Origin of the sequence: Chryseobacterium sp. sg2396 (assembly GCF_042610505.1) — a bacterium.
In the GTDB taxonomy this organism is placed as follows: domain Bacteria; phylum Bacteroidota; class Bacteroidia; order Flavobacteriales; family Weeksellaceae; genus Chryseobacterium.
Genome location: NZ_JBHGAQ010000012.1, coordinates 51,528 through 67,077 on the forward strand (window position 1 = coordinate 51,528; position 15,550 = coordinate 67,077).

Annotated in this window: 14 protein-coding genes; 9 read left to right on the plus strand and 5 right to left on the minus strand. The window is 40.8% G+C overall.

The window, feature by feature from the left end:
- Positions 1–108 precede the first annotated feature (108 nt).
- Both ACED20_RS13330 and ACED20_RS13335 read left to right on the plus strand, forming a co-directional pair.
- Positions 109–837: a methyltransferase domain-containing protein gene (locus ACED20_RS13330; protein ID WP_363315609.1), complete on the plus strand. Its 729-nt coding sequence runs from the start codon at positions 109–111 to the stop codon at positions 835–837.
- Positions 837–1,577, plus strand: a complete 741-nt coding sequence (locus ACED20_RS13335) for a ZIP family metal transporter (protein ID WP_294294749.1) — start codon at positions 837–839, stop codon at positions 1,575–1,577. Before ACED20_RS13330 ends, ACED20_RS13335 begins: the two co-directional genes overlap by 1 nt.
- Before the next feature lie 210 nt (positions 1,578–1,787).
- On the opposite strand, the gene ACED20_RS13340 is transcribed toward ACED20_RS13335, so the two are convergent.
- Both ACED20_RS13340 and ACED20_RS13345 read right to left on the minus strand, forming a co-directional pair.
- On the minus strand, positions 1,788–3,167 hold the full coding sequence (locus ACED20_RS13340) for an OmpP1/FadL family transporter (RefSeq protein WP_294203698.1): 1,380 nt from the start codon (positions 3,165–3,167) through the stop codon (positions 1,788–1,790).
- Between the two features lie 53 nt (positions 3,168–3,220).
- Positions 3,221–4,297, minus strand: a complete 1,077-nt coding sequence (locus ACED20_RS13345; RefSeq protein ID WP_378105112.1) for a prolyl-tRNA synthetase — start codon at positions 4,295–4,297, stop codon at positions 3,221–3,223.
- A gap of 147 nt (positions 4,298–4,444) precedes the next feature.
- Here ACED20_RS13345 and proS point away from each other — a divergent pair, with 147 nt between their 5' ends.
- The 6 genes from proS to ACED20_RS13375 all read left to right on the plus strand — a co-directional run bounded on the left by proS (position 4,445) and on the right by ACED20_RS13375 (position 11,409).
- Positions 4,445–5,920, plus strand: a complete 1,476-nt coding sequence (gene proS, locus ACED20_RS13350; protein ID WP_294203696.1) for a proline--tRNA ligase — start codon at positions 4,445–4,447, stop codon at positions 5,918–5,920.
- A gap of 176 nt (positions 5,921–6,096) precedes the next feature.
- On the plus strand, positions 6,097–7,422 hold the full coding sequence (locus ACED20_RS13355; RefSeq protein ID WP_378105114.1) for a DUF937 domain-containing protein: 1,326 nt from the start codon (positions 6,097–6,099) through the stop codon (positions 7,420–7,422).
- A gap of 106 nt (positions 7,423–7,528) precedes the next feature.
- Positions 7,529–8,869 (plus strand): Nramp family divalent metal transporter, encoded by a 1,341-nt coding sequence (locus ACED20_RS13360; protein WP_378105117.1) that lies wholly within the window; start codon positions 7,529–7,531, stop codon positions 8,867–8,869.
- A 332-nt stretch (positions 8,870–9,201) separates the two neighbouring features.
- Positions 9,202–9,741 (plus strand): nucleotide exchange factor GrpE, encoded by a 540-nt coding sequence (locus ACED20_RS13365; protein WP_378105232.1) that lies wholly within the window; start codon positions 9,202–9,204, stop codon positions 9,739–9,741.
- 77 nt (positions 9,742–9,818) lie between these two features.
- A complete protein-coding gene (gene dnaJ, locus ACED20_RS13370; protein ID WP_294199811.1) occupies positions 9,819–10,934 on the plus strand; it encodes a molecular chaperone DnaJ in 1,116 nt (371 codons plus the stop codon).
- Between the two features lie 124 nt (positions 10,935–11,058).
- Positions 11,059–11,409, plus strand: coding sequence for a prevent-host-death protein (locus ACED20_RS13375; RefSeq protein WP_294199809.1), 351 nt, complete (start codon positions 11,059–11,061; stop codon positions 11,407–11,409).
- Between the two features lie 159 nt (positions 11,410–11,568).
- On the opposite strand, the gene ACED20_RS13380 is transcribed toward ACED20_RS13375, so the two are convergent.
- Both ACED20_RS13380 and ACED20_RS13385 read right to left on the minus strand, forming a co-directional pair.
- The gene (locus tag ACED20_RS13380; protein ID WP_378105119.1) at positions 11,569–12,489 is read right to left on the minus strand and encodes an acyltransferase family protein; all 921 of its coding nucleotides are present in this window, start codon (positions 12,487–12,489) and stop codon (positions 11,569–11,571) included.
- Positions 12,490–12,553: 64 nt separating this feature from the next.
- Entirely contained in the window at positions 12,554–13,456 is a 903-nt protein-coding gene (locus ACED20_RS13385) for a DUF808 domain-containing protein (RefSeq protein WP_294199806.1), read from the minus strand.
- Positions 13,457–13,948: 492 nt separating this feature from the next.
- Between ACED20_RS13385 and ACED20_RS13390 the strand changes: the two genes are divergently transcribed.
- Positions 13,949–14,821 (plus strand): alpha/beta hydrolase, encoded by an 873-nt coding sequence (locus ACED20_RS13390; protein WP_378105121.1) that lies wholly within the window; start codon positions 13,949–13,951, stop codon positions 14,819–14,821.
- 396 nt (positions 14,822–15,217) lie between these two features.
- On the opposite strand, the gene ACED20_RS13395 is transcribed toward ACED20_RS13390, so the two are convergent.
- Complete coding sequence (locus ACED20_RS13395) at positions 15,218–15,529, minus strand: hypothetical protein (protein WP_294240874.1); 312 nt, start codon at positions 15,527–15,529, stop codon at positions 15,218–15,220.
- Positions 15,530–15,550 lie beyond the last annotated feature (21 nt).

Consider the following 15,550-nt stretch of genomic DNA (forward strand, 5'->3'; position numbering starts at 1 on the left):
TTTTTAGTGGTTGGTTATCAGCCTGCCGGCAAGAGAAATCGCTGCGACCTTTGAAAACCATGGGGTAACCGCTGCGGACAGTCGGTCAAAAAACACTATTTTTGCAGGATGGAATGGTTTGAATCTTGGTTTGATACCCCTTATTATCATTTACTGTATAGCAACAGAGACTATACGGAAGCAGAAAACTTCATTACAAAACTTACGGAAGAGCTTGAGCTTCCTAAAAACTCCAGGATCATTGATCTGGCGTGTGGTAAAGGACGGCATTCTGTTTTCCTCAATAAGCTCGGCTATGATGTTTTGGGCCTTGATCTTTCGAGACAAAGCATAGAATATGACAAACAGTTTGAAAACCAGACCCTGCTTTTCGACGTTCATGATATGAGAAACCCAATCGATGCCGATCCTATGGATGCGGTTTTCAATCTTTTTACCAGTTTCGGGTATTTCGATAATGAAAATGATGATAAGAAAGTATTTCAATCGGTATACAATGTGCTGAAGCCGGACGGATATTTTGTTCTCGATTACCTGAATGAAGAATTCGTAAGGAGGAATATTGTCCCGGAATCCACTGTAACGAGAGGAAATATCGAATTTAAAATCATGAAGAAAATAGAAGGACGCCATATCGTTAAAGACATCAGATTCGAAGCGGACGGAAAGCCTTTTCATTTTTTTGAAAAAGTAAAACTCCACACCCTGGAGGCCATCAATTCCTATGCAACGGAATGTGGTTTTGAGAGAATAAAAATATGGGGCGATTATCAGCTCAACGATTTTGATAAAGAAACCTCAACCCGGTGCATTAATCTATTCAGAAAAAAATCATGATTACGGTAATTTTACTGATCGCCAGTGTAATGGCAGGGGTATTCCTTGGAAAGCATTTCGGTAAAAAAGAAAAACTGGCTAAAAATTTACTCATTTTAAGTGCCGGATTTCTGATCACGATCTGTCTTAATGAAGTCTTCCCTGAGGTTTATACTTCCGGAACAGGCAGTAATCTCGGAATTTTTGTAATTGGCGGTGTTTTATTACAGATGATCCTTGAAGCTTTAACCAAAGGTTTCGAGCATGGCCATTTTCATCATCACAGCGAGCATAACATTTTGCCTGTTGCCTTAATGGTGGGGCTTTTTATTCATGCTTTCATCGAGGGGATTCCTTTAGCGAACGAAGAGCATGATTTTTCACCTTACCTTTTGGGAATCGTATTTCACAATCTTCCTATCTCATTTATTCTGGGAGCTTTTTTATTTAACAGAACCGAAGAATCCAAATCGGCTCCATCCTATCCTTCCCTGCTGATTGTTGCTTTATTTGCGCTGGCTTCACCGATGGGAATGTTGTTGGGAAATTATTTTAACCCTGACCTGCAGCCTTATTTCCTGGCGATTGTCGGAGGAATTTTCCTGCATATTTCATCCGTAATTATTTTTGAAAGCAATAAAAACCATAACATCGACTGGACAAAGATCGGATTGGTTATTTTAGGCATTTCCCTGGCATTGGTAATGCACCTGTTTCACGGCCATTCTCATATGGGACACACCGGACTTAATTTATTGTAAAGACTGGAAAAAAGGAAGCTGGAGCCGGAATTTTTCCTGTCTATTTTACTTTTGATGATCTGTAATATAAAATAATACCTTTTCTTATTTATTAGCTTACTCAAATAAAATAAACATTGTCAAATCACATTAATTTACTTAACGATATAGTACAAAAAAGGCTTTGAATCTACTCAAAGCCTTTTTTATATATCCAGAATTTTCTGCAAATTAGAATTTCCATCCGAAAGTAAGGAAGAAATTATTTCTGATATTCTTTACATCCGATACTGCGTAAGCATCGCTTGAGATCAGACGGTTCGGAGAATAATATCCCGCTTCATAATTACTGTCTACCTTACCATATAAGAATGGATTGCTGTAATTTGAAGAAATGTTCTGATACGACGCATCGATATAGAAAGATCTGAAATCATATCCCAAACCGAACGATAAAGCATTTCTGTTATTTAAAATCAGGTTGCTGTATGATTGATTATCGGTAATACTTCCGTCATTATTATATTTACTGATTGTAAGTGCGTCAATAGGGCTTGAAGCATAAGAATATCCACCTCTCAGTCTGAACTGCTTGATTCTGTACTCCGCACCTATTTTTAATTCCGACAGGTTTTTATAATTTTCCTTGAAGAAGTCGTTCAGTTCACTTTCCGCATCTCCGTATACTTTATACTTAGGCTTTGTAATGCCCAATGTATAATCAACGTTTAAAGCAAAGCTTTTACTGGCAATAAATGCGGCACTTACCGTAGCTTTCATTGGCGTTGTCAGCCTTCTGTTTTCACTAGCAAAATCGTCTCCTGAAATGGGATCATTGTAATAATTATACCCTCTGTCCATATTCCAGAAAGTCGGTGTTTCCAAAGCCGCTCCTAATCTGAAGTTCGGGCTCAGTTTTCCGATAACCCCTAATGAAGCGGAGAAACCGTTTGCCTTTTCAGTAAATGGCGTATTCTGCTTACTGAAATATTCAGCGTTTCCGTTGGACAGAGAATTAAAAATTGCCGTATCCGACTGGTCAATCGATGCATTCAGGAAATTCAATCCGGCTCCAAGGTACAAGCTGTTATTGTAATTTGCTCCTACTCCGAAACTTGTCTTCGATAAATACCCGTACCGGTCATAAGCATGCCTTCCGAATGATGAACTGGTTGCATCAGGGAAATCATAAACCAGATTGTTATTTCCCGGGGTCTCAATATAATTTTCAACCGACTGGTTGGAATAGTTCACTCCGATGTTAATGAACTTCCATGCACTTTCCGTCATCAGCTGAAAAGTCATTACCGCCCCTAAATTTCCTAAATCCCCCTTATTAATGCTGTATCCGTAAGACGAACCTGCATAAGATGAAGTGTTCTTATTATTGGTAACGGATAATGTTCCTGAAATTTCTCCGGAAATAGCTACCCCAAGACCTGCCGGGTTGGTAAGCAGCGAATTCGCATCTCCTCCCAGGGCTCCGTTGGAACCTCCCATTGCATTAAACTTAGCAGAACCTATATTCGGTGCATTAGAATAAACGTCTATGGTATTTCTAATCACGGAAACATCTTGAGCCTGCGCAAAAAATGCAGCAGAAATACTCATTATTGCTAAAGATTTTTTTAACATTATTTTTTTAAATAGTTATTATGTTTACATTATCTGCCACCTCGGAAGCCTCCGCCTCCGCCGCCGCCGGATCTGAAGCCGCCGCCGCTTCCGCCGCCAAAGCCGCCGCCCCCTGAGCGGAAACCGCCGCCGCTGGAATTATTGAATCCACCGCCGTTATTTCTAAATCCACCATCATATCTTGGCTGCGATGGTTGCTGATAGTTATAGTTCTGTCTTGGCTGACCCTGATTACGGAAACCGCCCTGTGCTCTTACCCCGTTCTGGCCGCTTCTGAATCCACCGCTGGTATTTCCTTGTCGGAAACCTCCGTTTGTTCCCCGGAAGCCTCCGTAATTCGGATTGGAATCGGAATTTCTGAATCCGCCGGTATTGGTGTTGCTTCTTCGCATTCCTCCGGATGTTACGCCATATTTATTGCCAAAACTGCCGTTGTAACTGTTAAACCCTCTGCCGTTTGCGCTACTTCTTCTGTAAGGAGCATAATAACCGCCGCCCCAGTATCCGCCGCCATACCCCCAACCGTATGGGTAACCCCATCCCCAGTATGGATTGTAAGCGCCGTACCAGCCACCATAAGGATAGCCCCAGCCCATATTCCAGCCACCGTAACCGCCCCAGCCCCATGAGCCTCCCCATGAAAGTCCGAGACTCCAGCCGTAACCGCCATAGCCACCCCATCCCCAGTAAGGATTGTAGCCGCCATACATCCCCCAACCCCAAGGACCTCCCCAGCCCCAGGAATTATCGTAGTAATTGGTCTGGCTTCCGGCATAGCTGCCCCAGTCTGAATCGGTTGCGGTATTGTTCCATGAGTAATTGTTCCATGAGTCGTATTTCCCTTCTCTGGAATTCATTTCTGCATTCTGAACAACGTTTGAATCGTCCTGATAGTAATTATAATCTTCCCCTACCCTGTTTCCTCTGTCATTGATAATTACGCCTTCAGGAAGCGTATCTTTATTCGGGTCGTAATAAACGCCGTCGGTCTCGCTGTAGCCACCCATCTGGGCACCGCAGGACATCAAGATCAATCCGCCTGCTATGGTTAGAATCCCTTTGGATTTTAGCACGCCAAGCAAATTTTTATGTATATTTTTTTTCATGATAACGTAAAAATTTTTTATTTAAATTATATTTGCAGTCTGTACCAAAAATGTACCATCAGCACCGGTACAAAAATCTATCAAAAATAGATTTTTATTTTTAGATAACAATAATTGGAATAAGTTAAAAATATTAAAAAAAAATTAATGGCAAAATTAACCTCAAGAAGCGAAGATTACAGCAAATGGTATAATGAGTTGGTGGTGAAAGCCGACTTAGCTGAGAACTCAGGAGTACGAGGATGTATGGTAATTAAACCGTACGGCTATGCGATCTGGGAGAAAATGCGTGATGAAATGGACAGAAAGTTCAAAGAAACAGGTCACGTAAATGCTTATTTCCCGCTGTTTGTGCCCAAAAGCTTGTTTGAGGCTGAAGAAAAAAATGCAGAAGGTTTTGCTAAAGAATGTGCCGTGGTTACCCATTACCGTTTAAAAACGGATCCAAATAATCCATCTAAATTAATCGTGGATCCGGATGCCAAACTGGAAGAAGAACTAATCGTACGCCCGACTTCAGAAGCGATTATCTGGAACACCTATAAAAACTGGATCCAATCCTACAGGGATCTGCCAATATTAATTAACCAGTGGGCCAATGTGGTACGTTGGGAAATGCGGACGCGTCTTTTCCTGAGAACAGCTGAATTCTTGTGGCAGGAAGGCCACACGGCGCATGCTACGAAAGAAGAAGCCGTAGAAGAAGCGGAGAAAATGAATAAAGTATATGCCGATTTTGCCGAAAACTTTATGGCCATTCCGGTAATCCAGGGACTGAAGACGCCTTCCGAACGATTTGCGGGGGCTGACGAAACCTACTGTATCGAAGCTTTAATGCAGGACGGGAAAGCTTTACAGGCAGGAACTTCCCACTTCCTGGGACAGAATTTCGCCAAGGCTTTCGACGTTAAGTTCACAAATAAAGAAGGAAAAATAGAGCACGCCTGGGCGACTTCATGGGGAACTTCAACCCGTCTGATGGGTGCTTTGATCATGACCCATTCCGATGATTTCGGACTGGTGCTTCCTCCGACACTGGCTCCGATTCAGGTCGTAATTGTTCCGATATTTAAAGGAGAAGAACAGTTGGCACAGATCAGCGAAGTGGCAATGGATATCCAGGCTAAACTAAGAGCAAAAGGAATTTCCGTAAAATTCGATAACGATACGCAGAATAAACCGGGCTGGAAATTTGCCGAATATGAGCTAAAAGGGGTTCCGGTAAGAATTGCCATGGGCCCTAGAGACCTGGAAAACAATTCTGTTGAAGTTGCCAGAAGGGATAATTTAACAAAAGAAGTGCGCGCGATCGAAGGTATTGATTCTTATATTGAAGAGTTGCTCAAAACCATTCAGAAAGATATCTATACGAAAGCATTTGAATTCAGAAAGAACAACATCACGAAAGTTGACACATACGAAGAATTCAAAAAAGTGCTGGAGGAAAAAGGAGGTTTCATTTATGCCCATTGGGATGGAACTGCTGAGGAAGAAGAGCAAATTAAAGATGAAACCAAAGCAACGATCCGTTGTATTCCTTTAGATGATGATATCGAAGAAGGTGTTTCAATGGTTTCAGGAAAACCTTCTCAAAGAAGGGTTTTATTTGCAAAAGCGTACTAGAACAATATTTGACATTTGATCTGATTAAACAGATGAAAGGCTAAATTCTTTAGCTGCTTATCCTAAAATTATAAATCTGCAGAAGTTCCCGAAATTTCTGCAGATTTTTTTGTGGGAGGTATTTGGACTATTTTTTGTTACTTTTTATTCCAACATTAATCTCAAAATATTTTATTATGTCATTACACGTTATTGATTTAATTAAAGGGCAGTTGGGCCCAGCCCTGGAATCCCGGGCAGCCTCACAGCTCGGGGAAAGTGAAAGCTCCGTTTCCAAAGCCATTGACGGCTTATTGCCTGCAGTGGTGGGCGGACTGGCCAACAATGCCGATAATCCTGAAGTATTGGATACGATTTCAAACGCTTCATCAAGCGGCATTCTGGGCAATCTCGTTGGCGGATCATCCAACGATTCGGCTATTTCCCGTTTGTTATCCGTTCTTTTCGGAGACCGGTTAAACGGGCTGATCGAAACCATTTCGGGCTATGCCGGTATCAGCAACTCTTCTTCCAGTTCCCTCTTGAATATGATTACAGGTGCTGCCGTCGGTTCTCTGGGCAAATATGCCGCAGATAACAATATGGATCAGGCCGGAATCTCCAGTATGCTGAACGAACAGAAAGGAATTGTTTCTACCTTATTACCAGCAGGACTTTCTCTTGCCGCATTAAATGAAAGCGGCGACTGGGATGCCAAGTATAAATTTGACAACGATAAAGATGCTATCAAAATGCCTGCTCAGGAAGAACCTATACCTGCGGAACCCAAGATTGAAGTAACAAGAAGTACAGCACCGGAAGGTACCTTTCCTGAAAGATCTGTAAATAATCAGGATGGCTCTATCTGGAAGTGGCTGCTGCCCCTTCTCCTTTTACTGGCTGCAGGGTTTTTCGTGTGGAAACAGTGCGATAAAAAAGAAACCACTACAACAACAACGGTAAACGATTCCGGAAATGTTGTAACTGATACTACAACCTCAACTACAGCAGTAGCAACAAATACGGCGGGAATGACTGCCACCTCTAAAGTTGATGAGGATATTGATCTGAATGGTACTGCATTAAAAGGCTATAAAGGCGGAATGGAGGATCAGATGATTGCTTTCCTTAAATCCGGAGGCTATCAGAATGCAGCAGATGACAATGCCCTGAAAGATAAATGGTATAATTTCGACCATGTAAATTTCAAATTAGGAAGCGCTAACCAATTAGAAGCCGGTTCCGAAGCGCAGCTGGAGAATTTGGTAGCTATTCTGAAAGCTTATCCGGAAGCCAAAATAAAAATTGGTGGATATACCGATAAAACCGGTAATGAAGCCAGCAACTTAAAATTATCTGCCGACCGCGCGAATTTTATCAAGTCGTGGCTTGAAAAACAAGGCGTAGGGCCACAGATATTATCAGCGGACGGATACGGAAGCCAATTTGCCACAGTGGATGCCAAGGCTTCAGATGCAGAAAGAGCGGTCGACCGGAAAATGGCAGTAAGGTTCTCTAAATAATTTTCTTTCAATATAATACAAAATCCCGGAAATAGTTCGGGATTTTCTTTTGTTCTTTGTAATTTTCATTAATTTAATTATATTTGTTAGTCATTTCTAACATTTTATGAGTCTGAATTTAAAACCTGCCTGGCGAAAGGATAAAACATCCCATTCCTTATCCGAAGTATATTCTTCGGTAAAAATTCCCAAAAACGGAAGTTTCTGGAAAAAATACCTTGCATTTGCAGGCCCCGGGCTTATGGTAGCCGTAGGCTATATGGATCCCGGAAACTGGGCAACGGATATTGCGGGGGGTGCACAGTTTGGCTATGCCCTACTCTCGGTTATTCTGATTTCCAATATTTTTGCAATGGTGCTGCAACATCTTTCCGTAAAACTGGGTGTGGTTGCAGAAAGGGATCTGGCACAGGCCTGTCGGGACCATTTCAGCCCGACAACCAATTTCATCCTCTGGATATTCTGTGAGATTGCCATTGCCGCCTGTGACCTGGCAGAAGTGATCGGTTCTGCTATTGCCCTGAACCTTCTTTTTCATATTCCGCTGACCTGGGGAATTGTGATTACTACAGTGGATGTTCTGTTCATCCTGCTGTTACAGTCAAAAGGCTTTCGCTGGATAGAAAGTATTGTAGGCGGCCTGATCTTCATTATCCTTGCCTGTTTCATTTATGAGCTGGTCATTTCAAAACCGGCAATTAATGAATTGTTAGGAGGCCTTGTTCCACAAAAGGAAATTATCTACAATCCGGCTATGCTGTATATTGCCATCGGAATTCTCGGGGCTACCGTGATGCCTCATAATTTATACCTTCACAGCAGCATCGTGCAGACCAGGGATTATTCGCGCGATACGGAAGGAAAAAAAGAGGCCATTAAATTTGCCACTTTAGACAGCACGGTTTCGCTGATGCTGGCTTTTTTCATTAACGGAGCCATTTTAATTCTGGCTGCCGCCACATTTCATATCTCAGGAAATAAAGACGTAGCCGACATCCATGATGCCTATAAGATGCTGACTCCTATATTAGGGGCTTCAATGGCAAGTATTGTATTTGCCGTTGCGTTACTTGCTTCCGGACAGAATTCCACACTTACCGGAACGCTTGCAGGACAGATCGTCATGGAAGGATTTTTAAATATTAAATTAAAACCCTGGCTGAGACGTCTGATCACAAGACTGATTGCTGTAATTCCTGCTTTAATTGTTTCCATCCTGTATGGTGAACAGGGTACGACAGAACTTCTGGTTTTAAGCCAGGTTATTCTCTCCATGCAATTGAGCTTTGCCGTAGTTCCCCTGGTGATGTTTACCAGTGATAAAGCTAAAATGGGTGAATTTATAAACAAGCCGTTCTTAAAAGTTTGTGTCTGGATTATTTCATTTATTATTATTATGTTAAATCTTTACCTTTTATACCAGACGTTTTTTGGAGAAGGGGTTTGAAAAGGGAGAAGTTATGAGTGATGAGTTATAAGTAATTAATGGTTCGTAATACGATAAAGGTTTGTATTCTGTTTATGATTTCTGGAGGCATCCAATTTTATTAAAGATGAAATCCTTACCCTTTTTCACATGAAGCATTAAAAAATTCTTGCTGCTTTGTATTTTTTCAACAATACTTACCGTATAAATTTACGATTAACCATTTACTTGCAAAGCAAAATTCACCATTCACATTTGACCTCTCACCATTCCCATATACCCATAATCTGACGAAATGTCATGCTTTCTTCTTTGGCAGAATGTTTGTGAATAAAAAGGAAAATAAAGATTGAATTATGGAAAACCAGGATATAAACGAAGAAAGCATCAACAATCAGGAAGATACGAATATTCAGAATGAAGCGGCAACTGAGGAAAATGTGACAGCAAAACCGACGGCAGAGGAACTTTTGGCAGAAGAAAAAGACCGTTACATCAGATTATACGCTGAATTCGAAAACTATAAAAAGAGAACCTCCAAAGAAAAAATGGAGTTCTTCCAATATGCCAATCAGGATATGATGATCTCCATGCTGGGGGTTCTGGACGATTTTGAAAGAGCGATTAAAGAGATTGCGAAAAACGGAAATGCAGCAGATCTGCAGGGGGTTGAATTAATTTATAACAAATTCAAAAACAAACTTACAGAAAAGGGCCTTAAAGCAATGGAAGTAAGAGCCGGAGACAGCTTCAATGTGGATTTCCACGAAGCCATTACCCAGATTCCTGCGCCGTCCGAGGATCTTAAAGGGAAGATTGTAGATGTGATTGAAACGGGTTATACTTTGGGAGATAAAGTGATCCGTTTTGCGAAAGTAGTAACCGGAAATTAAAACATAAGCAATAAGTAACGGGTAATAAGCAATATCGGTATTACTCATTATTCATTACGAATTACTCATATATAAAGATGTCAAAAAGAGATTATTACGAGGTGCTGGAGATCAGTAAATCTGCCTCAGCCGACGAGATAAAAAAAGCATACCGTAAAATGGCGATCAAATATCACCCGGATAAGAACCCGGGTGATAAGGATGCCGAGGATAAATTTAAAGAAGCTGCAGAAGCCTACGAGGTGCTGAGCGACGAACAGAAACGTGCAAGATACGACCAGTTCGGCCACGCAGGAATGGGCGGAAACGGTGGTTTCGGCGGTGGTTTCGGCGGCGGTATGAACATGGAAGATATTTTCAGCCAGTTCGGCGATATTTTCGGTGGCGGTTTCGGAGGATTCGGAGGTGGCGGTGGCGGCCGTCAGCAGGTAAAAGGGTCCAATCTGAGAATCAGGATCAAGCTGAACCTCGACGAAATGGTGAACGGTACCCAGAAGACCATTAAAGTAAAAAAAATGAAGCTGGCGGAAGGTGCCACTTCCAAAACGTGTCCTACGTGTAACGGTTCCGGTGTTCAGCTCAAGGTAATGAATACCATGTTCGGACAGATGCAGACGCAGACTACCTGCGGAACATGCCAGGGAATCGGTAAAGTAGCGGATAAAATTCCGGCTGGTGCCAATGCGCAGGGGCTTATAAAAGATGAAGAGGAAGTAACCATTAATATCCCGGCAGGCGCCAGAGACGGCATCCAGCTAAACGTGAGAGGAAAAGGAAACGATGCTCCTTTCGGCGGTATTCCCGGAGATTTGCTCGTCATTATAGAAGAGGAAATTGACAAAGTAATTAAAAGAGAAGGTGATAATCTTCATCAGGAATTATACATCTCCTTTGCTGAAGCAGCGCTGGGAACAAAGAAAGAAGTTTCTACTGTTGGCGGAAAGGTGAAAATAACGATTGATGCGGGAACGCAATCCGGAAAAATACTGAGGTTAGCCGGAAAAGGGCTTCCAAGTATTGACAGCTACGGGAAAGGTGATATGTTTATCCACATTAACGTATGGACACCCCAACGGCTTACAAAGGAACAGAAAGATTTCTTTGAAAAGCAGATGAGCAGCGGGGAAATGGTTGCAGAACCGTCCGGGAAAGAAAAAACGTTTTTCGATAAAGTAAAAGATTTATTCAATTAAAAAAATATTTGAAAAGAGGCTCATTTTTTGTAAGTCTCTTTTTTCACATTAACTGCTGACTTACAATAGACTCCAATCATTTAATTAAAAAGACATGCGTTTTAGACGCTAATGCAAATTTCACATGAATTACAAGCTTCAACTCCGCACACCAGATTCTACCCCAAACCTTGTTTTTAACACCATTTTTTTCGATGCGTTTAAAGTAAATATCGTAGAGCGATATTTCGGACGTGTTCCGAAATCATGTGAGGTTTTATTTAAAATAAGAACCCTTGATGATGTACTTGTACAAAGGAAAGACGGGAATACCAGGGTAAAAATTAAAAATGCTGATCTCGATACGTACATGAGACTGGTAAAAGTATTAGGATCATATGAGTACCGTAATCACCTGATCAACCGAAATGAAGCAGAGCAGGATCTGGTTCACTTTATTCTGAGACTGGTTATTATGAATTATGATTTACATTAATCATTCACTTATAAAACAGGCTGTCCGAAATTTCCGGGTAGCCTCTTTTATTTTAAAGTAATGGTTGGCAGGCTGGAACATAGGCGGTGAATCCCGGAAGTTTTTATGCGGATCCTGCTCCTAATTTTTTGTTTTGCGGAATTATTCTTTGCCATTTGGTTACAGCAGGTATTTCAACTTGCGGTTCAGAAATACAAGGATAAAGCCGGCAGCCGTTAACATAACCAGAAAAACAACATCCTGGAAAGACCTGAAGTAGCCGGATTTATAAACGAATTCCATAACCAAAGGATGAATAAGGTAGATCGCTGTTGAAATGCTTGCGAGTACTCTGGAATTCGTTTTCATCGTAATACTCTTACCGTACAGAAATAACAGCGGGCAGGCTATCAGAAGCGAAAAGAGAAGATCAATGCTTTCTTTTTTCTGAAGATGCAGCAGTCTGTCATTTACGAAAGCTTCCGCAACTACCAATGCTGCAAATAAAACCACCATCCACAGCGAAGGTTTCCGCCTGATATCAATACCCCGTTTCTTTATTAAAAATCCTATTCCCAGAAACGGAAAGCAAACAAACAGGAAGTTCCGGTAGGCGGGAAACAGGTTGAAAAAAACATCCGTTCCGCCGCTAAAGTAATGCGAATTCCCGAGATACTGAATGGTATAACCGGTTGAAAAGCAAATCAGTAAAATAAAGAGCAACGTTTTAGCAGGAATATTTCTCAAAACGTATAACAATAGCCCGGCAAAAAAAGTCCCGATCAGATACCATAAATGATGATAACCGAAAAGAATATTCATGATGTATTGATCATCTTTCCAGAAAGGAATATAAACAACCGACCAGACAGCATACAGCAGAAAGATCCGGAAAGACCATTTTTTCAGTCTTGCAAGATCGTTCACATAGAAAAAGAAATACCCCGAAATGATCAGAAATACCGGAACACCCATCCTGAAAAGCCCATTGACAAGTACATAGCTTAGGGAAGGATAAGAATCTTTCAATACATGAAGATGCAGACAGACGACGAAAGCCGCCATCACAATTTTTAAAATATCTATTGATAAGCTTCGCATGAATGATCAAAAAAAGCTTACGATGTACTCATAAGCTTTATATGTTTCAAAGATAAGAATTAAATTATTTACTTTTTACTAAAGAAACAGCTCCTTTTCCCAGGGTAAACAGGATAACCCCTAAAATACCTCCGGCAAGTCCAAGCAGGATTTCTTTTAGCTTGGTCAGGATTTCACTGGATGACCACTCCGGTAATAGATGGTGAAAATAATCGATTCGGTGGGCAAAGATCCCTCCGGCTACCATAATCAGGGCAATGGTTCCGATAACGCCTAATGCTTTGATTACGATCGGCAGTGCCTTTACAAGCAAATGTCCGAGTTTTCCGAAAAATCCTTTATCATTGCTTTTTTTAATCAGCTTAAATCCGGCATCGTCCATTCTTACAATCAGGGCTACAATTCCATATACTCCGACGGTAGCAATAAAGGCGACAAGCGTGGTTACCAGGATCTGCGTAATAAATGGGTGGCTTTCTTCGAGCACTGTACCCAATGCGATAATTACAATTTCTATGGATAAGATAAAATCGGTGGTGACAGCCGACTTTATTTTTGACTTTTCCACTTCTTCCGGGCTCTGTTCTTTTGTTTCCTCGATCTGCTCTTCCACTTCATGCCCTTTCTTATTCCGGTGAAAAAGAAATTCTATGATTTTTTCGACCCCTTCGAAAGAGAGATACAGCCCACCCAGAATCAATACATAATTAATGGCAGGCGCATACAGCCAGTTGAGCAGAAATACCACAGGAAGGATAATAAGCTTATTGATAAAGGAACCTTTGGTAATGGCCCATAAAACCGGCAGCTCTCTTGACGACAGGAATCCCGTTGCTTTTTCTGCATTCACTGCAAGGTCATCTCCCAGGATGCCTGCTGTCTTCTGAGTGGCCACTTTACTCGTAACCGCCACATCATCCATCAATGCTCCGATATCGTCCAAAATCGCAAAAAAACCAGATGCCATAGTATTTTAATATTTTTTTAATAATTGTTAAAACGCAAAATTAATTATTTAATTCGGTTTTCCGTAATGCCAGATACAAATTCCGGCATAAAACTTAACAAAGAATGCACCAATATGAAATAGGCCAAGTTATTAAGAGTGGTTTGGAAAGGCTTGGATATTCTCATCCTGACAACTTATAATTAGATTAGAATTAGCGTTAGGTCATCCTGAGGCTCTCGAAGGATTTTCATATATCGTCAGTAAAGGCTTCGGGAGCTTCAGCCCGACAGTGCGCATATGCATTTTTGATTGAATTAAAATGGTTGTTCTGTTCAGTCAAGGAAACATATTTCAAGTTAGCATTAGTGTTAGGTCATCCTGAGGATCTCGAAGGATTTTATGCACGCAGTAAAACAACAAAAAATACAGATAAGAAATCATTCTAAACAAGCAGTAGGGAAAGCTTCTGCTAAAAGAGAATCTTCATTTAATTTTCCGTATCTTTAATTTATGAAAAAGCCGGTTTTTTATTATCATCTCTTTGTTTTAGTATTAATCGGCTTTGTATTCAGTTCATGCAATACGAGAAAATTCAAAGTCTGGGTGGGAACGGGTAACGAGCAGAAAATTTACAATCTGAAATACGGCGAGCACGAAAGGCAGAAGATGGATGTTTTTCTTCCTTCAGGTTATGCCGTAAACAGCCCGGTGGTTTTGCTGATCCACGGCGGGGGCTGGACCATGGGAAAGAAGGAACACATGATCCAGATCCAGAAAATGCTTTTTCAGCATAATATCCCCAGCATCAATATGAATTACAGGCTGGTTTCCGGATCTAAAAAAATCACGTACCGCGAACAGCTGGAAGATATCAATGCTGCATTGCTGAAGTTCAATACACTGGCTGAAAATGCCGAACTGCAGCCGGATAACTATATTCTTCTGGGTGAAAGTGCGGGTGGGCATCTGGCTCTATTGTATGGTTACGGACATCCCGAACGGGTTAAGAAAATTATCTCCCTCAGCGGGCCGACTGATTTTTATTCCCCCCAATATCTGAATTCTTTTTACTCCAAATATTCTTCACCGACGATTCAGAAAGTGGTAGGTACGAAATTCGACCGTAAAAATTTATCCGAAGAATTTAAAAAGGCAAGCCCGATCGCCAATGTTTCTAACGTCCCTACCCTTCTCTTTCAGGGAAACCGGGATTTTCTGGTCAATCAGAAACAGGGATTGGCCCTTGATTCGGCACTGACGGCGCAAAATGTTGCCCACAAATTTATTTACATGGACAGAACCGGCCATGCCCCAAGGTTCTTCAATAAGCTGAAAAGAGACAGCATCATCTATCCGAATATCCTGGAATGGATCCGGGAATAGTTTTTAAGCTGGAATAGAGAAGCTGGATGAGGGAATTTTTAGGAAAAATCCCAATTAAATTTGAGGTATCATTAGTTTAAAATAGATCTTGAAAACTTTGACAAATTTGAAATTCAATACGCTATTTTTAATTTTTTAGAGAAATTGACCGCACTTATCTTAGTTTAACAATTCCAAATTTGATTTATCCATCTTCTCTTATTGCTATTTTACTTTAACCTTTTAAAATAAAGAGGAATGATACAGGTTATAAGTATTCAGATTAATCATATCATTTAAATGTATTAAAAAAACAGAAAGAGCGGACTTGATCCACTTTCTCCGTACTTACGCAAAGAAGATAAATTTCCTTTAAACTCGATATTGTATAAAACCATTTCGATGATAATATATATCTTAATGATATTTTTTTTTAAATTTATAACGGACTTTTATTACCTGATCGTCTTTGAAATCAAAAATGAGGTAATATTTCATTTTCTTACGCGTTTCTATATAATAACTCCAACTGCAGGTGAGATGCTTTCCGGATTCATCAATTCCGAAAAGCGATTCTATTTCAGACTTGCTTTTGCCCAGCAGATGCATGTTTCTGACTACTTCATGAATATAATATTTCCTTAGTTTAGGATGATGTTCCCAATTAATTCTCTGTAAACTGTCACTAAACAGAAACTTCATCATTTTCCATAGGAATACTAAAAACATACTTTCTTAATACGTGATTAG